This is a genomic window from Caballeronia sp. ATUFL_F1_KS39 (assembly GCF_023630985.1).
GTDB classification, from domain to species: domain Bacteria; phylum Pseudomonadota; class Gammaproteobacteria; order Burkholderiales; family Burkholderiaceae; genus Caballeronia; species Caballeronia zhejiangensis.
In genome coordinates, this window is the sequence record NZ_JALQDZ010000001.1 from 25,053 (window position 1) to 51,256 (window position 26,204).

Here is a 26,204-nt window from a genome sequence, read left to right on the forward strand (position 1 = left end):
CTGAGCAGAGAATGCCGCGACAAGAAAAAGTTTGCGTGCGATGCGCATTTCGAGCGCCGCGCGCCGGAGAAACCTTCGATGTCCACATCCACTGCGGGCACGCCCGCCACGCCGCCCGCGCCGCTCACGGGCGGCATCCTCGCCCTTTTGACGATGGGCCTCGCGCTCGGCACCTTCATGGAAGTGCTCGACACGTCGATTGCGAACGTCGCCGTGCCGACCATTTCGGGCAGCCTCGGCGTCGCGACGAGCGAAGGCACGTGGGTCATTTCGTCGTACTCGGTCGCTTCGGCGATTGCGGTGCCGTTGACCGGCTGGCTCGCGCGGCGCGTCGGCGAGGTGAAGCTCTTCACGATTTCCGTGCTGCTGTTTTCGATCGCGTCGGCGCTGTGCGGGCTGGCTCACAACTTCGAATCGCTGATCGCGTTCCGGCTGCTGCAAGGCCTCGTCTCCGGCCCGATGGTCCCGCTGTCGCAAACCATCCTCATGCGCAGCTATCCGCCCGAAAAGCGCGGCCTCGCGCTCGGTCTCTGGGCGATGACCGTGATCGTCGCGCCGATCTTCGGCCCGGTGATGGGCGGCTATATCACCGACAACTACACCTGGCCGTGGATCTTCTATATCAACGTGCCGATCGGCGTGTTCTCGGCGGCGATCGCGTACTTCCTGCTGCGCGGCCACGAGACGAAGACGACGCAGCAGCGCATCGACGGTGTCGGATTGGCGCTGCTCGTGATCGGCGTCGCGAGCCTGCAGATGATGCTCGACCTCGGCAAGGATCACGACTGGTTCAACTCGAACTTCATCGTGACGCTGGCGATCGTGTCGGCGGTCTCGCTCGCGTTCATGTTCGCGTGGGAGTTGACCGAGAAGGAACCGGTGATCGACCTTTCGCTCTTTCGCGACCGCAACTTTGCGATGGGCGTGCTCATCACGTCGCTCGGCTTTCTCGCGTTCTTCGGCTCGGTCGTCGTGTTGCCGTTGTGGTTGCAGACCGTGCTCGGCTACACGCCGTGGCTCGCGGGTCTCGCCACCGCGCCGGTCGGGATTCTCGCGCTGGTGCTGTCGCCGATCATCGGGCAGAACATGCATCGGCTGAATTTGCGCGTGGTCGCGAGCTTTGCGTTCCTCACGTTCGCGTTCGTGTCGCACTGGAACTCGACCTTCACGCTCGATACGCCGTTCGACCAGATCATCTATCCGCGCTTGATTCAGGGCATCGGCGTCGCGTGCTTCTTCGTGCCGATGACGACGATCACGCTCTCCAGCGTCTCCGACGAACGGCTCGCGGGCGCCGCGGGCCTGTCGAACTTCCTGCGCACGCTGTCGGGCGCGATCGGCACGGCGGTCAGCACGACGTTCTGGGAAAACGACATGATCCGCCATCACGCGCGTCTGACCGAATCGGTCACGCCTTATTCGGCGGGCACGAACGCGTATTCGGACCTGCTGTCGGGACTCGGCTTGTCGGGACAGGCGCTGACCGCGCAACTGGATCGCGTGGTGTCGGCGCAGGCGTACATGATGTCGACCAACGACTTCTTCCGCATTTCGTTCTATGCGTTTCTCGTGCTGGCCGCGATGGTCTGGCTGACGCGGCCGAAGAAGGGCGCGTCAGCCTCGATGGGACACTGAACTACTGAGGCGTGAGCGGCGTGACCGACTGCCCCGGCTGGTTCTCCAGATTGAGCGGGACCGGCTGATCCAGCGGGCTGACCTGCACGCCGCTCGGCGCGGGTGCAGGCGGGGTCTGCGTGGCTTGCGGCGTTTCGGTCTTGCGCAGTCCGGGGCCATTCTTGATGAACTGCTTGAAATCCGCGCCCGCCTGCCACGGATTCGGCTGGCAGCCGAGCGGATTATCGCAATGCGCGGCGAAACCGATCGTCGCGGTGCCTTCGTTGGTCGGCGTCTTGGTGATCTGATACGCGAGCGCGCGCTTGCCGCTCGACGGCCCCGCCGTCTGGATGATCGAATCGGTGACGGTCTGCAGCTTGTATTCGGAATGGTTCGTCACCCAGACCTGGGCGCGCGCCCACCACGCGTCGCATTCCGGCTTGCTCATGCAGGTGAGCGGTTGCGTGGCTTGCTCCATCGTCGTGCTGCTGACCTGGTCCTGCACGGCGCAGCCGCTAAAAAGGGCGAGCCATGCAGCCCCAAGCGCGGCGGCGGCGAAGTACTTCTTCTTCATTACTCCCCCGATCGTCGAAAAGTCGGCCATATTTTGACCCCTCAAATCGGATGATGTGATGACGCGTTTCCCTCTGTTGCATAAGCCGGAAACAATTGCCGCCGCGTGCTGACACCGCAGCGGAAAAATCGCCTCACGCGTTCGCGGGGTTCAGCTTGTAGACCTGATACGCCGCAACGAAGGCGTCGAACGTTTCGGTGTCGCTGCTTTCGACGACCGCCTGTTCCACAAGCGATTTTGCCGCAAGCTCGTTCATCACGCGCTCTTCTGCGACGGAAAGCGGACGCGCACGAAAATCTTCCGCGTGACGCGCGCTGAGATCGAGCGCGAACTCGTCGAAGGTTTGCTGCTTGTCGCGCATCGTTTGCAGCACGCGCGCGGACGGCGTGAGCGACGCATCGGCGATGCGCGGCCGCAGCGCTTCCAGCGCGCGCGTGTGATCGCCGTTGCCGTTTAGCGTGTCGAGCGTCTTCGCGACCGGTTCGATTGCATCGAAGAGTTCTTCGGCCCATTGCTGCATCGGCACGCTTGCGCCGTCGCGTTGCAGCGCGAGACCCGGCTTGCGCCCTTCCTTCGACACCGTCATGAAATTCGCGTTGGCTTCGATGCTCGCGCCGGGCGGCAACAGCGGGCTGTCTTCCAGTGCGCAATAGAGCAGATACGCATCGAGAAAGCGCGCGGTTTCGAGCGAGACGCCCGTCGGCACGAACGGATCGATGTCGAGGCAGCGCACTTCGATGTACTGCACGCCGCGCTCGGCCAGCGCATGCAGCGGACGTTCGCCCGAATGCGTGACGCGCTTCGGGCGGATCGTCGAGTAGAACTCGTTTTCGATCTGCAGCACGTTCGTGTTGATCTGCACCCATTCGCCGTCGCGCTGCGTGCCGATGGCTTCATACGGCGCATACGGCTGGCTCACGGCTTTGGCGAGCACGTCGAGATACGCGTCGAGATTGTCGTAGCTCGGCAGCAGATCGGCCTGCGCGGGATTGTTGGTGTATCCGAGATCGCTCATGCGCAGGCTGGTCGCGTGCGGCAGATAGAACGTGGCGGCATCGAACGTTTCCAGATGATGCTTCTTGCCGGCGACGAAGCGCTTGTTCAGCGCCGGCGACGCGCCGAACAGATACATCAGGAGCCAGCTCGTGCGGCGGAAATTGCGGATCAGCGCGAAGTAGCGCTCGGACTGAAAGTCTTTCGCGGACAGCGTGCTCGTCGCATCGAGCGCCTGCCAGGCGCGCCATACGTTTTCATCGAGCGAATAGTTGTAGTGGATGCCCGCGATGCATTGCATCGTGCGGCCGTAGCGCAGCGCGAGGCCGCGCCGGTACACCGTCTTCAACATGCCGATGTTCGACGTGCCGTAATAGCCGAACGGAATCTCGTCCTCGGGCGGCAGCGAGTTGGGCATCGAATTGTTCCACAGCAACTCGTCGCCCATGTGCGCGTACGCGAAGCGATGCAGCGCGTCGAGGCGATCGAGCGTGATCGCCACATCCGATTCGGCGGGCGTGATGAGCTCGACGAGCGCCTCGGAGTAATCGGTCGTGATGAGCGGATGCGTCAGCGCGGAGCCGAACGAGCGCGGATGCGGCGTCATCGCCAGCTTGCCCTGCGGCGTCACGCGCAAGCTTTCTTTTTCGATGCCGCGCAAGCCTTGGCGCAACGCGTCGGCATGCGGACCGGACGCGAGCGCGGCAAGCCTGCGCTCGAAAGCGCCGGCCTTGGTGTGAGCGGGATTCTTGTTTGCCATTGAAGCGTTCTGCGAGGAGCGCGAGCGCGTGTGCGCGCGGTCGTATTTTTAGGGTAGCGGGCACTTTAACATCTCGGTGTAAGGCGTGCTTGGGCCCATATCAGGCAAGGGATTGCGGGTTTTTCGGGAGATTCGCGGGAGATTCGCGGGAGATTCGCGGGAGATCCGCGGAATACGCGGCGGTGCGCTTTGGAGCCGCTTGGAGCGGCTCGCGAGGACATCGAAGCGCTCGCGCGTCATGTCGACGGCGAGCGCGCCTGCTTCATGCAACCTTGTTGGTTTCGTTGCGCGCGCGTTCGGTTTCGAGCAGCGTTTCCTTGCGCGGCGTGCCCCAGCGATAGCCGGCGATCGCGCCATCCTTGCCGATGACGCGATGACACGGAATCGCGAGCGCCACCGGATTCGACGCGCACGCATTCGCCACCGCCCGCACCGCGCGCGGCGCGCCGAGCGATTCGGCGATCTCGGTGTAACTGCGCGTCTGCCCATACGGGATGCGCCGCAACGCGTCCCATACGCGCCGTTGAAATGCGGTCGCGCCGATGTCGAGCGGCAAATCGAAGCGCTCGCGCGTGCCTTGCAGATACGCGCGAATCTGCGCGATGAACGGCTCCAGTTTCGCGGCATCCTCGACGCGTTCGGCCTGCGCGAAATCGGCGGCGAGCTGATCGACGAGCGTGGGCGCGTCGTCGCCGAATGCGATCTTGCAGACGCCCTTGTCGGTCGCGGCGATGAGCACGGCACCCAGCGGCGTCGCGGCGGTCGCGTAACGCACGGTCAGCCCAGCGCCCTGACGCTTATACGCGGACGGCGTCATGCCGAGTTCCGCGGGCACGGCCTCGTACATGCGCGACGGCGAGCCGAAACCGGCGTCGTGCGTCGCGCGTGTGACGTCGCGGCCGCGCTGCAACGCATCGCGCAGCACGCCGGCACGCTGCGCCGCCTGATACTGACGCGGCGAAATGCCGACGATTCGCGAAAACAGGCGCTGCAGGTGAAACGGGCTGACATGCACGGCGTCGCTCAATTGCGCGAGCGTCATGCGTTGCTGCGGATCGGCGTCGAGCACCTTGCATGCGCGCTCGACGATCGCGAGTTCGCGCGGCAGGCTCGTCGGCTGGCAGCGCTTGCACGCGCGGTATCCGGCTTGTTCGGCGGAGTCGGTCGTCGGAAAGAATTCGACGTTCTCGCGACGCGGCGCACGCGACGCGCACGACGGTCGGCAAAACACGCCGGTCGTGCGAACGGCGAAGAAGAAGGCACCGTCGGCGCGCTCGTCGCGATCGACGACGGCTTGCCAGCGGCTTTCATCGGAGGAAAAAACAGGGTTCGTGACGGTTTTCATGACGACCTCGATGGCTCTTGGGTACGTGACCACTGTAGAGCCGCCCAACTGAGGTTACGCGCCGATTCTTGCTCTGTCATCGGTCCGCGAAATCCGAAAAGTGACGCTCAGATACCACAAAGGGACGCCATAGGGGTTTTTACCGAAATTTCTATTGCGTCGCATCAAGTGGCTGTGTATGATTGGAACTGTCTCCTCCATGTCTCCTCCTGATATGGATTCAGCCCGCCCACTAAGGCGGGCTTTTTTTCGTCCGTGGTTTTTGCGTGTTCGAAACGTCAGCGCGAAAAAAACCGGGCGCGTGGCCCGGTTTCTAGTAGACGATTCCGCCGCCGTTACAGCACGTAGCGCGACAAATCCTCGTCTTGCGCCACATCGCCGAGCGCGCGTTCCACATACGGCGCGTCGATTCGCACAGGCTTGCCGGCATGATTGCCCGCCGCGAACGACACTTCTTCGAGCAGCTTCTCGATCACCGTATAAAGCCGCCGCGCGCCGATATTCTCGGTCTTCTCATTCACCGAAAACGCGATTTCCGCGAGACGCCGGATGCCGTCTTCCGCAAAGTCGAGCTCGACGCCTTCGGTCGCCAGCAGCGCCTTGTACTGCTTGACGAGACTCGCATCGGTCGAATTCAGGATCGATTCGAAATCGCCGACGGACAGCGAATCCAGCTCGACGCGAATCGGAAAGCGCCCCTGCAGTTCGGGAATCAGATCGCTCGGTTTGGCGAGATGAAACGCGCCGCTCGCGATGAACAGGATGTGATCGGTCTTGATCATCCCGTACTTCGTGTTGATGGTCGTGCCTTCGACGAGCGGCAGCAGGTCGCGCTGCACGCCCGCGCGCGAGACTTCGGCGCCGCCCGTCTCGCTGCGCGACGCGATCTTGTCGATCTCATCGAGAAACACGATGCCGTTCTGCTCGACGTTCTGCACCGCCTTGCTCTTGACCTCTTCGTCGTTGAGCATCTTGCTGGCTTCTTCGTCGGTCAGCAGCTTGAGCGCTTCCTTGACCTTCACCTTGCGGCGCGTCTTCTTGCCGCCGCCGATGTTCGCGAACATCGAGCGAATCTGTTCGGTCATGTCTTCCATGCCCGGCGGCCCCATGATGTCCATGCCGACTTGCGGCATTTCCACATCGAGCTCGATTTCCTTGTCGTCGAGCGCGCCTTCGCGCAGGCGCTTGCGGAAGGTCTGACGCGTGGCGTTGTCGCCGCCTTCGCTGCCCGACGACTCGATCGCGTTCGTGGCGCCGAATCCGACCGGCCGCGCCGTCGGCAGAAGAATGTCGAGGATGCGGTCTTCCGCGCGATCTTCGGCCTTCGTGCGGACTTTCTTCATCTCGGATTCGCGCGTCTGCTTCACGGAAATCTCGATCAGATCGCGCACGATGCTGTCCACGTCGCGGCCCACGTAGCCCACTTCGGTGAACTTGGTCGCTTCGATCTTGATGAACGGCGCGTCCGCGAGCTTGGCGAGACGCCGCGCGATTTCGGTTTTGCCGACGCCCGTCGGCCCGATCATCAGAATGTTCTTCGGCGTGATCTCCTGACGCAGCGGCTCGGCGACCTGCTGACGGCGCCAGCGGTTGCGCAGCGCGACGGCAACCGCCTTCTTCGCGCGCCCCTGGCCGATGATGTGCTTGTCGAGTTCGGAGACGATTTCGGAGGGAGTCATGGTGGTCATCGCAAAAGTCCTTTATTCGATCGTCTCGATGACGCGATTGTGGTTGGTGTAGATGCACATGTCGCCGGCGATGGTCAGCGCCTTCTCGACGATGTCGCGCGGCGAGAGATCGGTGTTCTCAATGAGCGCCTGCGCCGCAGCCTGCGCATAGGCGCCGCCCGAGCCGATCGCCGCGATGCCGTGCTCCGGATCGAGCACGTCGCCGTTGCCGGTGATGACGAGCGTGTTGTCCTTGTCGGCGGTGATGAGCATGGCTTCGAGGCGTCGCAGCATGCGATCGGTGCGCCAGTCTTTCGCCAGTTCGACGGCGGCGCGCGTCAGATTGCCCTGATGCTTCTCGAGTTTGGCTTCGAAGCGGTCGAGCAGCGAGAACGCGTCGGCCGTGCCGCCGGCGAAGCCGACCAGCACCTTGCCGCCATAGATGCGGCGCACTTTCTTCGCGCCCCCTTTCATGACGATATTGCCGAGCGTCACCTGACCATCGCCGCCCAGCGCGACCTTGCCGTCGCGGCGCACGGAGACGATGGTCGTGCCGTGAAATTGTTCCATGTGCGTTCCTTGGATAAACAGACGATGCGTGGCGATGAAAGTCCGCCGCGCAGTCGAGAATTCGATGGAGTGCACGGCGCGGGGTTCCGTCGGGCGTGAGGCCCGAGGCGGACGGCGCCGCGCTCGCGCTTGCCGCGATGAAGCTTTTGCGGCGCGCGTCGGATTCATTTTAGGGCGACGCCGGATTTATCAAGGCGTACGGTATCGGCGCTCGCCGTTTTTACCGGGCACAAAGCAAAAAAGGCATCCCTTCGTTGGATGCCTTTTTGCCGATGCGACTGCTTCTGCACAACTTTTTTGCGGCGGCGTCTTCCCCGTTGCGGGCGGTCCCGCGACGCTCGCCTGCCGACAGCGATTTCAGTCGCCGAACAGCTTCTGACGCAGTTCGCGGCGTTCCTGCGCTTCGAGCGACAGCGTGGCGGTCGGACGCGCGAGCAGGCGCGGAATGCCGATCGGCTCGCCGGTCTCTTCGCACCAGCCGTAATCGCCGGACTCGATGCGCGCGAGCGACTGCTGCACCTTCTTCAGAAGCTTGCGTTCGCGATCGCGCGTGCGCAGTTCCAGTGCGTGTTCTTCCTCGATGGTCGCGCGGTCCGCCGGGTCCGGCACGATCACCGTTTCCCGCAGGTTCTCGGTCGTCTGGCCGGCATTCTTCAGAATGTCCGCTTGCAACTGTTCGAGCCGGTTCTTGAAGAAGGCGAGTTGATCCTCGTTCATGTAGTCCTTCTCGCTCATCTTCAGGATTTCGGCTTCGGTCAAGAGTTTCGTTGTCATCAGCTTGCTTCTTCAATGTAGGGCGATGTCTTCGCAACGCCCGCACTTGCGTTACCCGCATTCAGCGCATCCGTACGCTAGGGGCTACGCGACACGTCGATGCGGGGCCGAACTCCTCTGGAAACCGATATTGGATGATGCTCCGGAAGACCGGGCGCATTCGCATGGCCCCGGATTTCCGGCCCCGGTGCTTTGACTTGATTTGCCTTCCCCCGGCAAATCGAGGCATCGTCCCGACGGGACATCCCTTCTCCCAAGATCCGCTGGCCGAGCGCCTCGAAGACGCGCATTCAGCGGAACTGCCCTTCTCCAGTGGGGCTGTATTGTAACTGAACCGCAAATTCCAACTAAACCTACGGAAAACCCTGTCGATTTGCGCCGGAATTTCAAAAATATAACGCCTGAACGCGCAAAAAGCGATGACGCTTGGTGGGCGCGACTACATACGCGCACCGAAAGTCGGACATGAAAAACGCCGCGCGCGAGCCCTTCGCGGCGGCGTTCTGTGTCAGTGCCCGTTTTGTCGCCCCGCGTGATTCGCGGCAATCCAAGCGAGATGCATGCCGGATTACTTCACCAGGCAGGCGTCGAGGCCGTCGGTGATCAGATCCTTCGGCAGTTCGATGCCGATGAACACCATCTTGCTGTTCTTCTTCTCGATCGGCATCCACTTGCCGGCGAGATCGCTGCCCATCATCTGATGCACGCCCTGGAACACGACCTTGCGATCGACGCCCTTCATATAGAGCACGCCCTTGTAGCGCAACAGGCGCTCGCCATAAATCTGCAGAATGCCGCCGAGGAAGTCTTCGAGGCGGTTCGGATCGAACGGCTTGTCGCTGCGATACACGAACGACTTGATCTTGTCGTCGTGATGCGCGTGATGATGATGGTGATGCCCGTGCTCGTGATCGTGGCTGTGGTCGTGACCGCAGGTCGAATGATCGTGATCGTGATCGTGATCATGGTCATGCGCGTGGTCATGATCGTGATCGTCTTCCGCGAGGAAATCCGGATCGATCTCGAGCTTCGAGTTCAGATTGAAGCCGCGCAGATCGAAAATTTCCTTGATGTCTGCGTCGCCGAAATTCACGACCTTGATCGCCGCGCGCGGGTTCATGTGCAGCAGGCGATGCTTCAGCGCTTCGAGTTCGTCGGCGGAAACGAGATCGGATTTCGTGATGAACAGGCGATCCGCGAAGCCGACCTGACGCTGCACCACTTCGTGCTGGTCGAGCTGCGCATTCGCGTGCTTCGCGTCGACGAGCGTGATGATCGCGTCGAGCAGGAATTCGTCGGCGACGGTGTTGTCCATGAAGAACGTCTGCGCGACCGGACCCGGATTCGCGAGGCCGGTGGTTTCGATCACGACGCGGTCGAAATCGAGCGTGCCCGCCTTCTTGCGGTTCGCGAGGTCTTCGAGCGCGCGCGCGAGGTCGCCGCGGATCGTGCAGCAGATGCAGCCGTTGCTCATCTGGATGATCTGCTCGTTCGTCTCCTGCACGAGGATCTCGTTGTCGATGTTCTCTTCGCCGAACTCGTTCTCGATCACGGCGATCTTCATGCCGTGCTTCTCGTTCAGGATGCGCTTGAGCAGCGTGGTTTTGCCGCTGCCCAAAAAGCCGGTCAGGATGGTTACGGGAATCATGGTGTCGCCTTTTAAGTTCGGGGAACGCGCGGAATCGAATATTGGAACATATTTGCGGAGCCGACGCTTCGTGCGCCCTTCGCTCGCGAATCGCCCTTAACTGAGGCCGATCAAGCGATTTGCAACAGCAGCCCTTTCAGATACTCGCCTTCCGGAAACGCCGTCAGCAACGGATGATCCACGCCCGCGCCGAGCCGCTTGAGGATGCGCGCATCGACGCGCGCGTCGGCCGCCGCGCTCGCGACGATCTTCTGGAACAAGTCGGCATCGATCGCGCCGGAACATGAGTACGTGAAAAGCAGGCCGCCTGGACGCAGCAACTTGAAGCCGCTCAGATTGATGTCCTTGTACGCGCGCGCGGCGCGATCGACGGTTTCCTTCGACGGCGCGAACTTCGGCGGATCGAGCACGATCAGGTCGAAGCGCCGGCCTTCGTCGTAGAGACGGCGCAGCGTCTTGAACGCATCGGCGTCTAGCCATTCGGCTTTCTCCGCGTCGAAGCCGTTGGCCTTCACGTTCTCCCGCGCGAGCGCGAGCGCTTCGCCCGATGAATCGACGGAGACCACGCGCGTCGCCCCGCCTTTCAGCGCGGCCAGCGAGAATCCGCCCGTGTAGCAGAAGCAGTTGAGCACTTCGCGGCCTTGCGCGTTCTGCGCAACGAGCACGCGGTTGTCGCGCTGATCGACGTAAAAGCCCGTCTTGTGGCCGTTGCGCACGTCGACGTGATAGCGCACGCCGCATTCGTTCGCGATGAGCGTCGCCGGAGGCGCGTCGCCCGCGAGCACGCCGGTCGTCTGTTCGAGACCTTCCTTCTGGCGGATCGACACGTCCGAGCGCTCGTAGACGTTCGCGCAACCGGTCGCATCGACGAGCGCCTGCACGATCGCGGCTTTCCATGACTCGACGCCCGTCGCCATGAACTGGCAGACGAGCTGTGCGTGATCGCCGGTATCCGCGACGTAGTAATCGACGATCAGGCCCGGCAAGCCGTCCGCTTCGCCGAATATGAGGCGCGTCGCGCCGGTGTCCTTGACCATCGTGCGCCGATGCGCGACCGCGCGCTGCACGCGGCGCTTGAAGAACGCGTGATCGATGGGCTCGCTTTCATCGAACGTCCAGACGCGCGCGCGAATCTGCGATTGCGGGCTGTACGACGCGCGCGCGAGAAAGCGTCCGTCGGCTGCGCGAATGACGACCGTCGCGCCCGGCGCGGGATTGCCGTCGATGCGCGCGATGGCGTTCGCATAAATCCACGGATGGCGGCGGACGAGCGACTTGTCCTTCGCCGGTTTGAGCGTGATGGTGTCCATTGCAAGCCGAGGCGGCGCGCAGGGCGCTCGCGGAGTTAATCGCGCTTCTTCGCGCGCGGGTGCGCCGCATCGTAGACGCGGGCGAGGTGCTGAAAATCGAGCGATGTATAAATCTGCGTGGCCGTGATGCTTGCATGCCCGAGCAGTTCCTGCACCGCGCGCAGGTCGCCGCTCGATTGCAGGACGTGCGTGGCGAACGAATGCCGCAGCACGTGCGGATGCACATTCGACGGAATGCCCGCGAGCAGCGCGAGCCGCTTCACGCGTTCGCGCACCACGCCGGGCGACATGCGGTTGCCGCGCACCGAGAGAAAGAGCGCGTGCGGTTCGAGCTTGACGAACTCGTCGCGCACGGCGAGCCATGCGCGCAGCGCTTCGACCGCCTTGCTGCCGACCGGCACTTTGCGCATCCGCTTACCTTTGCCGAGCACCGTGACTTCGGCGCCTTCCAGATCGATCCAGCCTTCGGACCGGTGTTCGGCAGTGTCGACGTGGCGAACGTCCAGCCCGACCAGTTCCGCGAGCCGCAGACCCGACGAGTAGAACAGTTCGAGTATCGCGTGATCGCGCAGCGCTTCGGTCGTATCGGCTTGCGGCGCGTCCATCAGCCTCGCGGCGTCATCGACGGAAAGCGCCTTCGGCAGCGTCTTTTCGCGCTTGGGCGCGCGCACCGTCGCGACCGGATTCGCGGGCATCTCGACGCGCTCGGCGAGCCATCGATAGAACGCGCGCCATGCAGACAGCCGATGCGCGATCGAACGCGACGATAATCCGCTCGCGTGCGCGCGCACGACCGCGCCGCGAATATCGGCGGATGTGAGCGATTCCAGTGGACGATCCTTGGCGAGCGCGCGCAGCTCGCTCAACTCGTGCGTATAGCCGCGCAGCGTGTGCTCGGAAAGATGCCGCTGATGCTCGAGCATCGCGAGATAGTCGGCGATCACGTCGGCGGCGGCGTTCATCGTCAATGCGGCAGCAGGCGGGACAGCGCGGCGCTCGCGAGCGCGCCGATCTGCGTGAGGAAATCCGTCGCCATGCCGTCGTGGAAGCGGCGCGGATCGGGCGAGCCCATGACGAGCAGGCCGAAGCTCGGCGCATCCGGGCCGGCTTGCGGATCGCGCAGCGCGATGAGCGACACGGATTCGATCTTGCGGTCGATGTCGGACGGGCCGTCGCTCGGCGCGACCGTCGCCGATGCCGAGTTCGCCGCGCCCAGCCACTGCGCGGCGGCGAAGCCGGTATTCACGCCGCAGTACGGCGCGGCGAGACCGGTCGTGAAAAGGCGTACTTCCTCGCCGACCTGACGGGCGAAATCGGCTTGGCGATAAGCTTCGTCGATATCCCACACGCGCAGCGCGGCGTGCGGCACGTCGAAGATTTCGCACAGCCCCTTGCTGATGGTCGCGGGCAGCGCGTACGGATCGCGCTGCGAGATTACGCGCACGGTCCAGCGATTGAACTTGGTCGAGATGCTGTCGTTTTCGTGGCCGTAGCGCAGCAATTCGGCGAGACGCCGTTCGAGCTGCTTGTTCTTGTCGCGCAGCATTTCCATCTGGCGTTCCTGCAGCGACACGGCCGCTTTGCCGTGCGGATTCGAAAGCCGGATGGTGCCGAGCAGTTCCGCGTGCTCGACGAAGAAATCAGGGTTGTCGAGCAGATAGTCGGCGACTTCGCGTGGATTCATGGTGACGTGTATGCGTTAAACGATGCGATCGAGCTCGATCTCGCCTTCGAAGACCGTTGCGGCGGGCCCGGCCATGAAGAGCGCGGCGGTTTCGTTCTTCGCGCCGTCCCAGCTGATCGTGAGCGTGCCGCCGTGCGTCTCGACGCGAACGGGCGAATCGAGCCGGCCGCGGCGAATGCCGGACGCCACCGCCGCGCACGCGCCCGTGCCGCACGCGAGCGTTTCGCCCGCGCCGCGCTCGTAGACGCGCAGCTTCACCGAATGCCGATCGACGATCTCCATGAAGCCCGCATTGACGCGCTTTGGAAAGCGCGCGTGACGTTCGACGAGCGGACCTTCGGTCAGAACGGGATACGCCTCGACGTCATCGACGATCTGGACCGCGTGCGGATTGCCCATCGACACGACGGAAATCCAGCGCCGGTCGTTGATCGAGCCGTTCACGTCGAGTGGCCAGAGCGTGTCGTTGCCTTCCTTCCGGCCTTCGAGACCTTGCGCGTCGAACGGCACTTTCGGCGGATCGAACACCGGCGTGCTCATATCGACGACGACTTCGCCGTTCTCCTGCATCGTCAGCGTGATGACGCCGTTTTGCACCTGCACGCGCACCGTCGATGCATCCGTCAGACGCCGGTCGCGGACGAACTTCACGAAGCAGCGCGCGCCGTTGCCGCAATGCTCGACTTCACCGCCATCGCAATTGAAGATGCGGTACTTGAAGTCGACGCCTTCGATCGTCGGCTTTTCCACGAGCAGCAACTGATCCGCGCCGACGCCGAAATGACGGTTCGCGAGCGCGCGCACCTGTTCGGCGGACAGATCGAGCGCCTGCGTGTAGCCGTCGAGCACGACGAAGTCATTGCCCGCGCCCTGCATTTTTGTGAATTTCAGTTTCATGGCCGCTATTGTATGTGAGCCGCGATGCCGCGTTTCGCGCGATTCAGGCGTCAATAAAAGCTCGGGTCGCCCGGCGGGCGCGTCTTGAAGCGCTTGTGCACCCAATAATATTGCTCGGGCATGCGCGGAATCTGCTCTTCCAGAAACGCGTTCATGCGGCGCGCGTCGGCCTCGTCGTCGCCGCTCGGATAATTTTCCCAAGGTTTGAAGACTTTCAGCCGATAACCCTTGTAGTTCGGCAAAACTTCTCCGATGAAGGGCACGACCTGCGCCTTGCCCGTCTTCGCGAGCCGGCCGACGGCGGTCAGCGTGCACGTCGGGATGCCGAAGAACGGCACGAACGTGGAGTTGCGCATGCCGTAGTCCATGTCCGCGCCGAGCATCACGGGCTTGCGATCGCGCAGCCAGCGCAGCACGATGCGCGCGCTGTCGGCGCGGCTCGCCATGTCGGCGCCGAAACGGGCGCGCTGTCTCTTCGCCAGTTCCTCGATCTGCGGATTCGAAAACGGCTGATACAGCGAACCGCAGCGCCGATGCAGCGAGTAGTTGAGAAAGATCGAGCCCGCCTCGATGCCGACGAAATGCAGTCCGAGAAAGAGCGTGGGCGGAAGATCGGGATCGGTGAGATCGATGGCGCTATCGACTTCGATCAGCTTTTCGAGCTTCTTCGCGGAGCCGAACCATTGCACGCTGCGCTCGACGTAACTGCGGATCGCGTGCCGAAAGTGCTTCTGCGCGATGTCCTCGCGTTTTTCGTCGGACCACTCGGGGAAGCACAGCTTCAGATTCGTATGGACGATGCGCTTGCGACGGCTCGGAATCTGATAGAGCAGCCAGCCGAGGCCGTCGCCGAAACGCGCGGTGATGCCGTATGGAATCACCGCGAGGAATTTGAGAAAACCGATGGCGAGCGCCACGCCGATACGACCTAGCATGACTCGCTCCGGCGGGCGGACGAGTGGAGCGGGACCGAGGAAGTCAAAAGGGTCAATTCTGTGAAAACTAAGGAAACCGGTATAATAAAACCTTCGCCGAGTTAATGGACAACTTGCGGGGCGAAGCGGGTCGGAGTCTTCTTACTTTCGAGAAGCGCCGGCCTGGAAGCACATCCGCTAAAGCGTCGCCGCTTCAGACTCCAAAAGAAGACGGCTACGTGAATATCAACCGTACTTTTATTGGAGTCTGAAGCGTGTCGAACGACTACCTCTTTACTTCCGAATCCGTTTCCGAAGGCCACCCGGACAAGGTTGCCGACCAAGTCTCCGACGCCATCCTCGACGCCATTCTGTCGCAGGACAAATATTCGCGCGTCGCCGCGGAAACGCTGTGCAACACCGGTCTCGTCGTCCTCGCGGGCGAAATCACGACCACCGCCAACGTCGATTACATCCAGGTCGCGCGCGACACCATCAAGCGCATCGGTTACGACAACACCGACTTCGGCATCGACTATCGCGGCTGCGCGGTTCTCGTCGCGTATGACAAGCAATCGCCGGATATCGCGCAAGGCGTGAACAAGGCGCACGACGACAATCTCGATCAGGGCGCGGGCGACCAGGGCCTCATGTTCGGCTACGCCTGCGACGAAACGCCCGAACTGATGCCGCTGCCGATCCACCTTTCGCATCGCCTCGTCGAGCGTCAGGCAAACCTTCGTCGCGATGGCCGTTTGCCCTGGCTGCGTCCGGACGCGAAGTCGCAAGTCACCGTGCGTTATGTCGATGGCCGCGCGCATTCCATCGATACGGTCGTGCTGTCGACGCAACATTCGCCGGACATCGACCTGCCGCAACTGCGCGAAGCGGTGATTGAAGAAGTCATCAAGCCGACGCTGCCGAAGGAACTCATCAAGGGCGACATCAAGTTTCTGGTGAACCCGACGGGCCGCTTCGTCATCGGCGGTCCGCAGGGCGACTGCGGTCTGACGGGCCGCAAGATCATCGTCGACACGTACGGCGGCGCGGCTCCGCACGGCGGCGGCGCGTTCTCGGGCAAGGATCCGTCGAAGGTCGACCGCTCGGCGGCGTACGCGGGACGTTATGTCGCGAAGAACATCGTCGCGGCCGGTCTCGCATCGCGCGCGCTGATCCAGGTTTCGTACGCAATCGGCGTGGCACGTCCGACTTCGGTGATGGTGAACACGTTCGGCACGGGCCGCGTGTCGGATGCCGAAATCACGAAGCTCGTTCTGGAGCATTTCGATCTGCGTCCGAAGGGCATCATCCAGATGCTCGATCTGCTGCGCCCGATCTACGAAAAGACGGCGGCATACGGTCACTTCGGCCGCGAAGAGCCTGAATTCTCGTGGGAAGCCACCGACAAGGCGCTCATGCTGGCCGAAGCGGCGGGCACGGAGCCGGTCGCAAGCGTGGCGTAACGCCATTCGCCGAACGCGCGGGACAAGAACCGGCAAGCATCGCGCTTGCCGTTTTTTTTTCGCCTGCGCGGCGCGTTTCTTGCGACCGAACCGGACGGCAAAACCGATCATCCACGGAGCCGTCATGCCGTTCGAAACGCTTCTTTCTCCCGTCACAATCGGCAATCTCGAACTGCCGAATCGCGTGGTGATGGCGCCGCTCACGCGCAATCGCGCGTCGCAGCCCGGCGACGTGCCCAGCGAAATGAACGCGCACTATTACGCGCAGCGCGCGGGCGCGGGACTCATCGTGACCGAGGCGACGCAGGTTTCGCGGCAAGGTCAGGGTTATGTCGCGACGCCCGGCATCTATTCCGACGCGCAGGAAGCCGGATGGAGAGCCGTCGTGGGCGCGGTTCACGCGCGGCACGGGCGCATCGCGTCGCAGCTGTGGCATGTGGGGCGCGTGTCGCATCGATCGCTGCAGGAGGGCGATGCGCCGCCCGTCGCGCCGTCCGCGATCCGCGCGCGCGACACGCAAGTGTTCGTGAGACACGATGACGGCACCTACGGCATGACCGACGCCGACGAACCGCGCGCGCTTGAGATCGGCGAGTTGCCGGGCATCGTGCTGCAGTTCGTCGATGCCGCGCATCGCGCCAAGCGCGCCGATTTCGACATGATCGAAGTCCACGCGGCCAACGGCTATCTGCTGCATCAGTTCATGGCGACGGGCACCAACCATCGCACCGACGAGTACGGCGGCGGCATCGAAAATCGCGTGCGGCTGGTCGTCGATGTGCTGGAGGCGGTCGCGGGCGTGATGGGCGCGAATCGCGTCGGCATCCGGATATCGCCGAACTTCACGGGATTCGATCTGCACGACGATGAAGGCGAAGCGTCATCGCTGTATCTGGCGCGCGAGCTGAAGCGCATCGGCATCGCGTATCTGCATCTGGCGGAAGGCGATTGGGCCGGCGGCGCGCCGCTTTCGGACGGCTATCGAGACGCGCTGCGCGAGGCTTACGACGGCGCGATCATCGTCTGCGGCGAATACACCGCGGAAGAAGCCAATACGCGCATCGAACGAGGCGAAGCCGACGCCGTGGCTTTCGGTCGCGCGTTTCTCGCGAATCCGGATTTGGTCGAGCGCTTCAGGATGAACGCGCCGCTCAACGCGCCCGACGAGGCGACGTTCTACGGCGGCGGAGAGAAAGGCTACACGGACTATCCGACGCTCGACGAGGCCGAGCGCAAGTGAGGGATTGCGCGATTCAGCGCGCCGCGAACGCGTACCAGCCGGCGCTCGTCGCCGACACGCGACGCGGACGACGGCTCGTCAGCGCAGCCGCTTTCGGCTTCGGCGCGGGCGCGCGCAACTGCACCGGACGGCGCAACAGCGCGCGCAACGACACCCGGCGCGAGGCCGCGCGCACGCGCAAATTGAAGAAGAAACCGCGGAACCACGACCGGATGCCGTCGACCGGATGCACGTTCTTCAGTTGCTCGGCGAGCAATTGCGTGCGGGTGGAGTGATGGCGCAGCGCGCGGATCATGCCGCGGCGCGCAGGACGCGCGGCTCGCGATGCGACGCGAGTAAGTCCGATAGCGATTCGGTGGTTCATGTCGGCGGGAAAGGTCGGTTTGCGTGGAAGCAGACTCGACGATAGTCGTCTCAAAAATGAAGTTCAACGCTTCGATTCAACAGCATTTGCGAAGTTGCACCGAATTGATGCGGATCAATGTACAGGACCCGTATTACCCGGGTAAGTCCGCGTTTTCCCTGCCGTTTCATGAAGCGGCTGCTTATAAAAATCGGCGGAAGCGTTCTCGCATGGGCCTTCCTGCGCTGCCGGATTTACAATCCCCGTATTCGCCCCAATTCCGGATATAGCGTCGACGGCATGAAGAAATTCGAAAGCCGCCGGAGCCAAGAACTGAAATGTCTGATCAAAACCTGCTGAAATCGAAGAAGGAACAGGTGCACGAGCTGCGTCGAAACGGCTACGTGATCGTGAAAGGGCTGGTTTCGCAGGAACGCCGCGACGCGATGCGCGAAGTCGCGCGCCGGCAACTCGCCGAGGCCGCCGCGCCGGTCGAGTTCGAGGCCGATCTGAAATATCCCGGCGCGCCGGATTCGAAGGACGCGCCCGGCGGACACACCGTGCGCCGCCTGCTCGACGCCTACGCGCGGCATCCGCTTTACGCGGAGTTCGCGACATCGCCGGAAGTGCGCGGATGGATGGAGTTGTATTTCGGCGAGACGCCGTATTTGTCGCGCGCGCATCACAACTGCATGATGACGAAGCACCCGGCGTACGGCAGCCTGACCGGCTGGCATCGCGACGTGCGCTACTGGGCGTTCGAGCGCGACGATCTCGTTTCCGCGTGGGTCGCGCTCGGCAACGAAACGGTGGAAAACGGCGCGCTGTGGTTCGTGCCGATGTCGCACAAGCTGCCGTTCACATCGGATCGCTTCGACGACGCGAAATTCTTCCGCTCCGACTTGCCCGAGAATGCCGCGCTGATCCGCACGGCGGTGTCGCCCGCGCTGGAACCGGGCGACGTCGTGTTCTTCCACTGCAACACGCTGCATTCGGCGGGCAAGAACCTCACCGATCAGGTGAAGTTCTCGCTCGTGTTCACGTATCGCGGCGCGAGCAACGCGGCGCTGCCCGGCACGCGCTCGGCGTCGAAGCCGGAAGTGCCGCTCGTCTGACGTCTGAGCGTTTGAGCGTTTCAGCGTTTCGACGGAATCGTGAGGCCGATCAGCCCGGCGAGCGACGCGACGATGCCGCCCGCGATCAGCCAGATGGTCTTGTTCGTGGGCGAGCCGGTGAAGAAGCGCGCGACGTCGCTGGAGAGCGAATGAAACGACTGGCCGCCGAAATACAGCAGCACGACGCCGCCGACTAGCAGCGCAACGGAAATCGCTCGGGTCATGGCGTGGTCTCTTGGCTGGAAAAGCGCGTCAGGTTAGCGGGTCGGCGCTCGCGCGTCCACTCACGCCGCCTGCGCCTGCTCGCGCGTGTACGGCTGAATCTTGCGCAGGAGGTCGGCCATCACGTACTGATGATCGCTTCTGCTCGTCCACGCGCCGAGGTTGTATTTGACGCCGGTGTCCGTGTAATCGGTCACGGCGACCCACGGCGCCGACGGCCCGTCCTGCACGATGCGCGGATCGTCGCTCATCAGCTTGCGCAGTTCCTCGAGCACACGCTCGACCTTCAGCCCATGCTGTGCCTGAAAGTTGATGACGACGCGACGCCGATCGTTCGCGCTGTAGTTCGTGATGGCGTTCGCCCAAATGAGGCTGTTCGGCACGAACATGATGATGCCGTCGGCTTTCGTGAGGCGCGTCGTGAAAAGTCCGATCTCGTTGACCGTGCCCGCCGTCGTCCCGACGCCTTCGATGAAATCGCCGACGCGAAACGGGCGCAGCAGCAGGAGCATCAGGCCGGCCGCGATGTTTTGCAGCGTGCCCTGCAGCGCGAGGCCGATGGCGAGGCCGGCGGCGCCGAGCACGGTCAGGATGCTGGCGGCGGCAATGCCGAGCTTGCCGAGCGCGGCGACGATCGCGACGACGCGGATCGCCCACAACGCGAGGCTGGCGAGCACCGGCGTGAGCGTGGCATCGACATTGGTGCGAGCGAGCGTGCGGCGCAGGGTGTTCGCGACGGCGTTCGAAATCCACCAGCCGACCGCGAGAATCAGCAGCGCCAGCAGAATATCGATGCCGTAAGTCACGGCAATTGCACTAAACGAATCGTAAGCGGGGCGAAGTCTGTCGATCGAATCCATGGGTAGCGGTCCTTCAAAACGAATCTGCTTTTGTCCGCGATCGCGTTGGATCGTTCCCCTTGCTGGCCATCCGGCCTATACCGAATAGCGGGACGGCATCGCGTGCCGTGCGCGCCCAGCCCCGATTGGCTTACCATTGACGCCCTCGACAGCGTGCGTGTCCGCGCGTGCCGCGTGAAATGCACGTTGTCCGTTCCAGTCCGTTCAATTCGCCATCCGCAGAGGAAATCCGTCATGGCCTACGAAGCAGCCTCCGAGCGTTACACGCAGATGCAATACCGCACTTGTGGCAGGAGCGGGTTGAAACTTCCTGCGTTGTCGCTCGGTTTGTGGCACAACTTCGGCGATACGACGCCGATCTCCACGCAACGTGAAATTCTGCGCACGGCGTTCGATCTCGGCGTCACGCATTTCGATCTCGCGAACAATTACGGCCCGCCGTACGGCAGCGCCGAAACGAACTTCGGGCGCATCTTCAAGGACGACTTCCGCCCTTATCGTGACGAACTGTTGATCTCCTCGAAAGCCGGCTGGGACATGTGGCCCGGTCCGTACGGCCAAGGCGGCGGCTCGCGCAAATACGTGCTGGCGAGCCTCGACCAGAGCCTGAAGCGCATGGGCCTCGATTACGTCGACATCTTCTATTCGCACCGTTTCGACGCCGATACGCCGCTCGAAGAAACCGCTGGCGCGCTGGCGACGGCCGTGCATTCGGGCAAGGCGCTTTACGTTGGCATCTCGTCGTACTCGGCGTCCAAAACACGCGAGATGGCCAAGCTGCTTGCCGAGCACAAGGTGCCGCTGCTGATCCATCAGCCGTCGTACAACATGCTGAACCGCTGGATCGAAGAAGACCTGCTCGACACGCTCGACGACATCGGCGCGGGAAGCATCGCGTTTACGCCGCTCGCGCAAGGTCTGCTGACCAGCAAGTATCTGAATGGCGTGCCGCAGGACGCGCGCGTCAACAAACCGGGCGGCGGCTCGCTCAAGCAGGAACATCTGAGCGATGCGAACCTCGCGCACGTCCGCAAGCTCAACGATCTCGCGCAGAAGCGCGGCCAGAGCCTCGCGCAGATGGCGCTCGCGTGGGCGCTGCGAGGCGGGCGCGTGACCTCGGTGCTGATCGGCGCGAGCCGCGCGGAGCAAGTCGTCGAGAACGTCGGCGCACTGAAGAATCTCGATTTCTCGAAGGAAGAACTCGCGGAAATCGATCAGCACGCGAAGGAAGGCGGCATCAACCTGTGGGAAAAACCGTCGACGGATCAGCGCATCTGACACGCGTGCGGCCTTTCGCCAGAAGGGTATTTCGAGATACGCGCGGCATCCGTTGCTATCATGCGGACTCGGCGGCTTTTGCGCAGCGATAAGAGTTGCCGCCGAGGCCGGCCACCGGCCGCGCAGTCAGCCGAAAGTGCATTTCTTCTGCACGTACGTTCGCCCACGAGGCGCGCGTGCGCGCCACCGCCGCCGTATCGACGTTCGGACCGCGAAACGACTATCGGGTTAAAATAGCCGATTGCGCCGGGCTGTCAGTTTTTTTGCGCGAAGTTCACGCGTGGCGCGGCGTGAATCGCTGTCCTCGCATCGCGGGTTTCGGATCAATCGGCGACCTTCACCATTCGATCGTCCCGTTCGGACAGCGCAGCGCCCCTCGTTGCGCCCTCGTAGCGCGCTTTGTTTTCGACATCGGCCCGGCGTGGCATCCGCCGCCAGCCAGGCGCGAGCGTCAGAGCGTCACCGCTTTCGCACAGTTAGAGCACAGTTCAAGAAGCCATGAGCAACCTTAATTCTCAAACCGTTCTGAGCGTCCATCACTGGACCGACACGCTTTTCAGTTTCACCTGCACCCGCGACAGCTCGTTCCGCTTCGAGAACGGCCAGTTCACGATGGTGGGTCTCGAAGTCGACGGCAAGCCGCTTCTGCGCGCGTACAGCCTCGCGAGCGCGAACTACGAAGAGCATCTCGAATTTCTGAGCATCAAGGTTCCGGACGGCCCCCTGACCTCGCGCCTGCAACATCTGAAAGTGGGCGATTCCGTGCTGATCGGCAAGAAGCCGACGGGCACGCTCGTCGCCGACAATCTGCTGCCCGGCAAAACGCTGTGGCTGCTGTCGACCGGCACGGGCCTCGCGCCGTTCATGTCGATCATCAAGGACCCGGACGTCTACGACCGCTACGAGAAGATCGTGCTGACGCACACGTGCCGTTTCGTCGACGAACTCGCGTACAAGGATTTCATCACCGAGCACTTGCCGGCGCATGAGCATATCGGCGAAATCGTGTCCGAAAAGCTCGTCTATTACCCGACGGTCACGCGCGAGGAGTTCGCGAACCGTGGTCGCATCACCGATCTGATCGAGACCAAGAAGCTGTTCGCCGATCTCTCGGTCGAGCCGTTCTCGGTCGAAAACGACCGCGTGATGCTCTGCGGCAGCCCGCACATGCTGCGCGACACGCGCGAACTGCTCGACGCGATGGGCTTCCAGGAAGGCAGCAACAACCATCCTGGCCACTACGTCGTGGAAAAGGCGTTCGTCGGATAAGCTGTCTCGACGTCGCGATTGCACAAACCGGAGCCTCGCGCTCCGGTTTTTTTTCGCCTCGACGAAATCACCATACGCGCGTCGCTGTTACAAATTGACCACGGTCGGTAGGTCTTTTTCCTACGCATTATGCGCAGCGGACTTGGCAAACGGCATGAAGTTCGACCGCCGGAGCCTTGCGCGACATGGATTTATCATTTTTTTGAGATATGATGCGTTTACTTTTTGACGGCGCAGGCCATCCCGTAGTCCGTCAACGATGTTACTGAGTGTAAATTCGGTTACGCCGCTCGTGAGTTACCCGAGGACGTAGCTCCAGTTGCGCTCGAAGCGAGGATAGTGAATGAACCCGTCGGCCACGATCACGCTCGATGAGAACCCGATTCGCCGCGCTCCGCTGCGCGCGGTTCCGTCACCGTCGCCGGAATGCTCCGGCGCGTCGTTTGCCTCACCCTATTCCGCGCTGATCGACGCCAAGCTCAAGGGCGACCGTCAGATTCAGCGTCTCACCGCCCGCGTCCAGGAACTCGCCGCGCTGCTCGCCGCCACGGAAGAGCGCGCGCGTCAGGCGCTCGCGCAAGACCTGCACGACGCGAGCGGCGCCGCGCTCACCGTCGCGAATATCGCGCTCGCTCGCGCCGAGCACTGGCTGCCCGCCGATGCGCCCGCCGCGCTCGACGACGCGCTGCATCAGGCGCGCGCGGCGCTCGCGGATGTCTGCGAGACGAGTCATCGCATCGTCGAGGGATTGCAGACGCCGACTTTCGATGCCAACTTCGCCGCCACGCTGGCCGGCTGGATCGCGGATTTCGGCGCGCGCACGGCGATCGCCGTCGATTTCTCCTGCCCCGACGATGCGCGCCTCGATCGCATGTCGCACGACATGTCGCTCGCGCTCTTTCGCGTGATGCAGGAAGCGCTCGGCAACGTCGCGCGTCACGCGCACGCCGGGCATGCGCGCGTGTCCGTCGCGCTCGACGGACAAGGCGTGATCCTGCTCGTCGAAGACGATGGCGTCGGCATCAGCGCGGCGGCGCGTCGCAAGAGCGGACGCTTCGGCCTTTCCGGGATGCGCGCGCGCTGCGAGGCGCTCGGCGGCAATCTGCGCGTCGCGGCGGCGAAGCCCGCCGGCACCTGCGTGCGCGCGCGTTTCCCGTGGGCTGCGGCGGGTCCGGGCCTGTTCACGCTCAGCGTGGTCAACGCCTGAGGCCGCCGCGATGCTCAGAATCCTGCTCGCCGACGATCACGGCATCGTGCGCCGCGGCGTCGCGCAATTGCTGCTGGAACGCGGCGTCGCATCCGAAGTGCTGGAGGCCGAGACCGGCATGCAGGCGCTCGCGCTCGCCGCGCGTCGCCCGCTCGATGTCGCGATGCTCGACATCTCGCTGCCGGACATCAACGGCATCGACGTGTTGAAGCGTCTCAAGCGCGAAAGCCCGCGTCTGCCGGTGCTGATGTTTTCGATGTATCGCGAAGATCAATATGCGGTGCGCGCGTTGAAGGCGGGCGCGGCGGGCTATCTGTCGAAGACGGCGGACCCCGCGCTGATGATCGGCGCGATTCAGCAAGTCGCCGCAGGCCGAAAATACGTAAGCCCTGAAATGGCCGAAGCGCTCGCAACCTACGTTTCGCTCGATACGGACCGGTTGCCGCACGAGAAGCTATCGGACCGCGAATATCAGACGCTGTGCATGCTTGCTTCGGGAAAACGGCTCACTGATATCGCGAACGCCTTATCGCTTTCGGTTAAGACCGTAAGTGTTTATCGCGCGCGGTTGCTGGAGAAAATGAAGCTCGCCAACAACGCAGAGCTTACGTTCTATGTGATGAGCAACCGTCTCGTCGACATGAATCCCGCCATCGCCGGGTAGGTTTTATCTCGTGCTAGATAAAACGGGTGGATCGTAACAAATTGCCGCAATTCTGCGTTGCATGCTCAATGGATAGGCAATCTCTGAGTCTCCGATAAAATATCGGGTTTTCCCGAGGTAACGGCCGCTCGCGCGCGCCAGAAGGAGACTCATCGCAATGTCGTTGTTCCGCAAGAAAAACATCGAGCACATGCTGGCCGGCGCGCACAGCACATCGCTCAAAAAGACGCTCGGCGCCCTGGATCTGACGTTCCTCGGAATCGGCGCGATCATCGGCACGGGCATTTTCGTGCTGACCGGCACCGGCGCCGTCCAGGCCGGCCCGGCGCTCATGATTTCGTTCATCATCGCGGCGATCGCGTGCTGCTTCGCCGCCCTCGCCTACGCGGAATTTTCGTCGACGATTCCGGTCGCCGGTTCCATCTACACGTATTCGTATGCGACGCTCGGCGAACTCGCCGCGTGGATCATCGGCTGGGATCTGATGCTCGAATACGGGCTCGCGACGTCCGCCGTTTCGGTCGGCTGGTCGGGCTACTTGCAGTCGCTGCTCGCCGGCTTCGGCATCTCGCTGCCGACCGCCCTCACCGCCGCGCCCGGCGCGTTGCCCGGCGAGGTCACGTTCTTCAACCTGCCCGCGTTCCTCGTGATGATGGCGATCACCTGGCTGCTTTCGGTCGGCGTGAAGGAATCGACGCGCCTGAACAACATCATGGTCGCGATCAAAGTGACCATCGTGCTGCTCGTGATCGCGGTCGGCGTGTTCCATGTGAAGCCGGCAAACTGGCAGCCGTTCATGCCGAACGGCTGGTCCGGCGTGTTCGGCGCGGCGGCCGTCATGTTCTTCGCGTTCATCGGCTTCGATTCGGTGTCGTCGGCGGCCGAGGAAGTGAAGAATCCGAAGCGCGATCTGCCGATCGGCATCATCTCGTCGCTCGCGGTGTGCGCCGTGCTGTACGTGGCGGTCGCGGCCGTCGTGACCGGCATCGTGCCCGCGCCGCAGTTCGCGAACAATCCGCATCCGGTGTCGTTCGCGCTGCAAGTCGCGGGTCAGAACTGGGTCGCGGGCTTCATCGATCTCGGCGCGGTGCTCGGCATGCTCACCGTGATTCTCGTGATGAGCTACGGCCAGACGCGCATCATCTACGCGATGTCGCGCGACGGCCTATTGCCCGCGCGGCTTTCGAAGGTGCATCCGCGCTACGCGACGCCGTTCCTCACGACGTGGATCGTCGGCATTTTCTTCGGTCTGATCGGCGCGCTCGTGCCGCTCAACGTGCTCGCCGAGCTCATCAACATCGGCACGCTCGCCGCGTTCTCGATGGTCTCCATCGCCGTGCTGATCCTGCGCCGCACGCATCCTGACTTGCCGCGCGCGTTCCGCTGCCCCGGCGTGCCGGTCGTGCCGATTCTGGCGGTGGCGTCGTGTCTGTTCCTGATGGTCAATCTTCAGGCGATGACGTGGATCGCGTTCGTGCTGTGGCTCGTGATCGGCCTCGCGATCTATTTCCTGTACTCGCGACGCCATTCGGTGCTCGGACGTCGAACGCACGAGCAGCGAGAGACCGTGACGCACTGAGCGTCCTTGCTCGACACAAGAGCGCCGCCCTCGAGGCGGCGCTTTGCATTTGCAGCTGCAAAACCTTGAGTTTGGGACGGACGTTCGCGCCGATAGCGACGCCCGCCGATTTGTGTTTTACTCATTGTCACAAACACATAACACCAATTCCGGCTGAACGCTCACGGCGGCAGATGGCAGGTGCGTGGCGTGAAGCTGGATCGTCCTCACTTAG

Annotated in this window: 24 protein-coding genes; 9 read left to right on the forward strand and 15 right to left on the reverse strand. The window is 63.1% G+C overall.

The features are described 5' to 3' along the window. Positions 1-78: 78 nt before the first annotated feature. Positions 79-1,635 (forward strand): DHA2 family efflux MFS transporter permease subunit, encoded by a 1,557-nt coding sequence (locus NCR93_RS00125; RefSeq protein ID WP_284507422.1) that lies wholly within the window; start codon positions 79-81, stop codon positions 1,633-1,635. Position 1,636: 1 nt separating this feature from the next. Here the strand turns inward: NCR93_RS00125 and NCR93_RS00130 are convergent, their stop codons facing one another. The 12 genes from NCR93_RS00130 to NCR93_RS00185 all read right to left on the reverse strand — a co-directional run bounded on the left by NCR93_RS00130 (position 1,637) and on the right by NCR93_RS00185 (position 14,771). Continuing rightward, positions 1,637-2,188: a hypothetical protein gene (locus NCR93_RS00130; protein WP_008352375.1), complete on the reverse strand. Its 552-nt coding sequence runs from the start codon at positions 2,186-2,188 to the stop codon at positions 1,637-1,639. 133 nt (positions 2,189-2,321) lie between these two features. Beyond that, positions 2,322-3,941, reverse strand: coding sequence for a glutamate--cysteine ligase (gshA, locus tag NCR93_RS00135; protein ID WP_250532110.1), 1,620 nt, complete (start codon positions 3,939-3,941; stop codon positions 2,322-2,324). Positions 3,942-4,203: 262 nt separating this feature from the next. Next, the gene (ada, locus tag NCR93_RS00140; RefSeq protein WP_008352371.1) at positions 4,204-5,286 is read right to left on the reverse strand and encodes a bifunctional DNA-binding transcriptional regulator/O6-methylguanine-DNA methyltransferase Ada; all 1,083 of its coding nucleotides are present in this window, start codon (positions 5,284-5,286) and stop codon (positions 4,204-4,206) included. Positions 5,287-5,621: 335 nt separating this feature from the next. Further along, on the reverse strand, positions 5,622-6,974 hold the full coding sequence (gene hslU, locus NCR93_RS00145) for an ATP-dependent protease ATPase subunit HslU (protein ID WP_008352370.1): 1,353 nt from the start codon (positions 6,972-6,974) through the stop codon (positions 5,622-5,624). A 12-nt stretch (positions 6,975-6,986) separates the two neighbouring features. Then, positions 6,987-7,523, reverse strand: coding sequence for an ATP-dependent protease subunit HslV (gene hslV, locus NCR93_RS00150; protein WP_008352368.1), 537 nt, complete (start codon positions 7,521-7,523; stop codon positions 6,987-6,989). 357 nt (positions 7,524-7,880) lie between these two features. Continuing rightward, positions 7,881-8,297: an RNA polymerase-binding protein DksA gene (gene dksA / locus NCR93_RS00155; RefSeq protein ID WP_008352366.1), complete on the reverse strand. Its 417-nt coding sequence runs from the start codon at positions 8,295-8,297 to the stop codon at positions 7,881-7,883. A 568-nt stretch (positions 8,298-8,865) separates the two neighbouring features. After that, complete coding sequence (locus tag NCR93_RS00160; protein ID WP_250457075.1) at positions 8,866-9,945, reverse strand: CobW family GTP-binding protein; 1,080 nt, start codon at positions 9,943-9,945, stop codon at positions 8,866-8,868. Positions 9,946-10,055: 110 nt separating this feature from the next. Continuing rightward, the gene (locus NCR93_RS00165; protein WP_239294366.1) at positions 10,056-11,255 is read right to left on the reverse strand and encodes a class I SAM-dependent rRNA methyltransferase; all 1,200 of its coding nucleotides are present in this window, start codon (positions 11,253-11,255) and stop codon (positions 10,056-10,058) included. 35 nt (positions 11,256-11,290) lie between these two features. After that, entirely contained in the window at positions 11,291-12,217 is a 927-nt protein-coding gene (xerC, locus tag NCR93_RS00170; protein WP_239294365.1) for a tyrosine recombinase XerC, read from the reverse strand. Between the two features lie 2 nt (positions 12,218-12,219). Beyond that, a complete protein-coding gene (locus NCR93_RS00175) occupies positions 12,220-12,939 on the reverse strand; it encodes a DUF484 family protein (RefSeq protein ID WP_008352358.1) in 720 nt (239 codons plus the stop codon). A 15-nt stretch (positions 12,940-12,954) separates the two neighbouring features. After that, positions 12,955-13,836, reverse strand: a complete 882-nt coding sequence (dapF, locus tag NCR93_RS00180; RefSeq protein WP_250532111.1) for a diaminopimelate epimerase — start codon at positions 13,834-13,836, stop codon at positions 12,955-12,957. A gap of 50 nt (positions 13,837-13,886) precedes the next feature. Next, on the reverse strand, positions 13,887-14,771 hold the full coding sequence (locus NCR93_RS00185) for a lipid A biosynthesis lauroyl acyltransferase (protein WP_008352354.1): 885 nt from the start codon (positions 14,769-14,771) through the stop codon (positions 13,887-13,889). Positions 14,772-15,025: 254 nt separating this feature from the next. On the opposite strand from NCR93_RS00185, the gene metK reads away from it, so the two are divergent. Together metK and NCR93_RS00195 are read left to right on the forward strand one after the other, a co-directional pair. Continuing rightward, positions 15,026-16,213, forward strand: a complete 1,188-nt coding sequence (gene metK / locus NCR93_RS00190) for a methionine adenosyltransferase (protein WP_008352353.1) — start codon at positions 15,026-15,028, stop codon at positions 16,211-16,213. A gap of 124 nt (positions 16,214-16,337) precedes the next feature. Then, positions 16,338-17,453 (forward strand): alkene reductase, encoded by a 1,116-nt coding sequence (locus NCR93_RS00195; RefSeq protein WP_250435376.1) that lies wholly within the window; start codon positions 16,338-16,340, stop codon positions 17,451-17,453. A 13-nt stretch (positions 17,454-17,466) separates the two neighbouring features. Here NCR93_RS00195 and NCR93_RS00200 read toward each other — a convergent pair whose 3' ends face one another. Beyond that, on the reverse strand, positions 17,467-17,817 hold the full coding sequence (locus tag NCR93_RS00200; protein WP_174447735.1) for a hypothetical protein: 351 nt from the start codon (positions 17,815-17,817) through the stop codon (positions 17,467-17,469). Positions 17,818-18,134: 317 nt separating this feature from the next. On the opposite strand from NCR93_RS00200, the gene NCR93_RS00205 reads away from it, so the two are divergent. Continuing rightward, positions 18,135-18,911, forward strand: coding sequence for a phytanoyl-CoA dioxygenase family protein (locus tag NCR93_RS00205; RefSeq protein ID WP_250497129.1), 777 nt, complete (start codon positions 18,135-18,137; stop codon positions 18,909-18,911). Between the two features lie 20 nt (positions 18,912-18,931). Here the strand turns inward: NCR93_RS00205 and NCR93_RS00210 are convergent, their stop codons facing one another. Continuing rightward, complete coding sequence (locus NCR93_RS00210) at positions 18,932-19,135, reverse strand: DUF3185 family protein (protein ID WP_008352349.1); 204 nt, start codon at positions 19,133-19,135, stop codon at positions 18,932-18,934. Positions 19,136-19,195: 60 nt separating this feature from the next. Then, positions 19,196-19,993 (reverse strand): mechanosensitive ion channel family protein, encoded by a 798-nt coding sequence (locus tag NCR93_RS00215; RefSeq protein WP_250532112.1) that lies wholly within the window; start codon positions 19,991-19,993, stop codon positions 19,196-19,198. Between the two features lie 234 nt (positions 19,994-20,227). On the opposite strand from NCR93_RS00215, the gene mgrA reads away from it, so the two are divergent. From mgrA to bcaP, 5 genes are all read left to right on the forward strand, one after another. Then, a complete protein-coding gene (gene mgrA / locus NCR93_RS00220; protein ID WP_008352347.1) occupies positions 20,228-21,271 on the forward strand; it encodes an L-glyceraldehyde 3-phosphate reductase in 1,044 nt (347 codons plus the stop codon). Between the two features lie 498 nt (positions 21,272-21,769). Beyond that, positions 21,770-22,540: a ferredoxin--NADP reductase gene (locus NCR93_RS00225; protein WP_008352345.1), complete on the forward strand. Its 771-nt coding sequence runs from the start codon at positions 21,770-21,772 to the stop codon at positions 22,538-22,540. 343 nt (positions 22,541-22,883) lie between these two features. Continuing rightward, a complete protein-coding gene (locus NCR93_RS00230; protein ID WP_250435379.1) occupies positions 22,884-23,747 on the forward strand; it encodes a sensor histidine kinase in 864 nt (287 codons plus the stop codon). A 10-nt stretch (positions 23,748-23,757) separates the two neighbouring features. After that, a complete protein-coding gene (rqpR, locus tag NCR93_RS00235) occupies positions 23,758-24,411 on the forward strand; it encodes a response regulator transcription factor RqpR (protein WP_008352341.1) in 654 nt (217 codons plus the stop codon). 157 nt (positions 24,412-24,568) lie between these two features. Next, positions 24,569-25,990, forward strand: a complete 1,422-nt coding sequence (gene bcaP, locus NCR93_RS00240) for a branched-chain amino acid transporter BcaP (protein ID WP_008352338.1) — start codon at positions 24,569-24,571, stop codon at positions 25,988-25,990. The last annotated feature ends 214 nt before the right edge of the window (positions 25,991-26,204 follow it).

What these genes read in the sequence shown, in the direction of transcription:
- NCR93_RS00195 (WP_250435376.1), top strand. Translation starts at nt 16,338, where the DNA reads ATGCCGTTCGAAACGCTTCTTTCTCCCGTCACAATCGGCAATCTCGAA.
- NCR93_RS00165 (WP_239294366.1), bottom strand. Translation starts at nt 11,255, where the DNA reads ATGGACACCATCACGCTCAAACCGGCGAAGGACAAGTCGCTCGTCCGC.
- rqpR (WP_008352341.1), top strand. Translation starts at nt 23,758, where the DNA reads ATGCTCAGAATCCTGCTCGCCGACGATCACGGCATCGTGCGCCGCGGC.
- NCR93_RS00205 (WP_250497129.1), top strand. Translation starts at nt 18,135, where the DNA reads ATGTCTGATCAAAACCTGCTGAAATCGAAGAAGGAACAGGTGCACGAG.
- NCR93_RS00160 (WP_250457075.1), bottom strand. Translation starts at nt 9,945, where the DNA reads ATGATTCCCGTAACCATCCTGACCGGCTTTTTGGGCAGCGGCAAAACC.
- dapF (WP_250532111.1), bottom strand. Translation starts at nt 13,836, where the DNA reads ATGAAACTGAAATTCACAAAAATGCAGGGCGCGGGCAATGACTTCGTC.
- NCR93_RS00230 (WP_250435379.1), top strand. Translation starts at nt 22,884, where the DNA reads ATGAACCCGTCGGCCACGATCACGCTCGATGAGAACCCGATTCGCCGC.
- NCR93_RS00200 (WP_174447735.1), bottom strand. Translation starts at nt 17,817, where the DNA reads ATGAACCACCGAATCGCTATCGGACTTACTCGCGTCGCATCGCGAGCC.
- NCR93_RS00130 (WP_008352375.1), bottom strand. Translation starts at nt 2,188, where the DNA reads ATGAAGAAGAAGTACTTCGCCGCCGCCGCGCTTGGGGCTGCATGGCTC.
- xerC (WP_239294365.1), bottom strand. Translation starts at nt 12,217, where the DNA reads ATGAACGCCGCCGCCGACGTGATCGCCGACTATCTCGCGATGCTCGAG.
- hslV (WP_008352368.1), bottom strand. Translation starts at nt 7,523, where the DNA reads ATGGAACAATTTCACGGCACGACCATCGTCTCCGTGCGCCGCGACGGC.
- hslU (WP_008352370.1), bottom strand. Translation starts at nt 6,974, where the DNA reads ATGACCACCATGACTCCCTCCGAAATCGTCTCCGAACTCGACAAGCAC.
- dksA (WP_008352366.1), bottom strand. Translation starts at nt 8,297, where the DNA reads ATGACAACGAAACTCTTGACCGAAGCCGAAATCCTGAAGATGAGCGAG.
- NCR93_RS00210 (WP_008352349.1), bottom strand. Translation starts at nt 19,135, where the DNA reads ATGACCCGAGCGATTTCCGTTGCGCTGCTAGTCGGCGGCGTCGTGCTG.
- NCR93_RS00175 (WP_008352358.1), bottom strand. Translation starts at nt 12,939, where the DNA reads ATGAATCCACGCGAAGTCGCCGACTATCTGCTCGACAACCCTGATTTC.
- bcaP (WP_008352338.1), top strand. Translation starts at nt 24,569, where the DNA reads ATGTCGTTGTTCCGCAAGAAAAACATCGAGCACATGCTGGCCGGCGCG.
- NCR93_RS00215 (WP_250532112.1), bottom strand. Translation starts at nt 19,993, where the DNA reads ATGGATTCGATCGACAGACTTCGCCCCGCTTACGATTCGTTTAGTGCA.
- NCR93_RS00125 (WP_284507422.1), top strand. Translation starts at nt 79, where the DNA reads ATGTCCACATCCACTGCGGGCACGCCCGCCACGCCGCCCGCGCCGCTC.
- ada (WP_008352371.1), bottom strand. Translation starts at nt 5,286, where the DNA reads ATGAAAACCGTCACGAACCCTGTTTTTTCCTCCGATGAAAGCCGCTGG.
- NCR93_RS00225 (WP_008352345.1), top strand. Translation starts at nt 21,770, where the DNA reads ATGAGCAACCTTAATTCTCAAACCGTTCTGAGCGTCCATCACTGGACC.
- NCR93_RS00185 (WP_008352354.1), bottom strand. Translation starts at nt 14,771, where the DNA reads ATGCTAGGTCGTATCGGCGTGGCGCTCGCCATCGGTTTTCTCAAATTC.
- mgrA (WP_008352347.1), top strand. Translation starts at nt 20,228, where the DNA reads ATGGCCTACGAAGCAGCCTCCGAGCGTTACACGCAGATGCAATACCGC.
- gshA (WP_250532110.1), bottom strand. Translation starts at nt 3,941, where the DNA reads ATGGCAAACAAGAATCCCGCTCACACCAAGGCCGGCGCTTTCGAGCGC.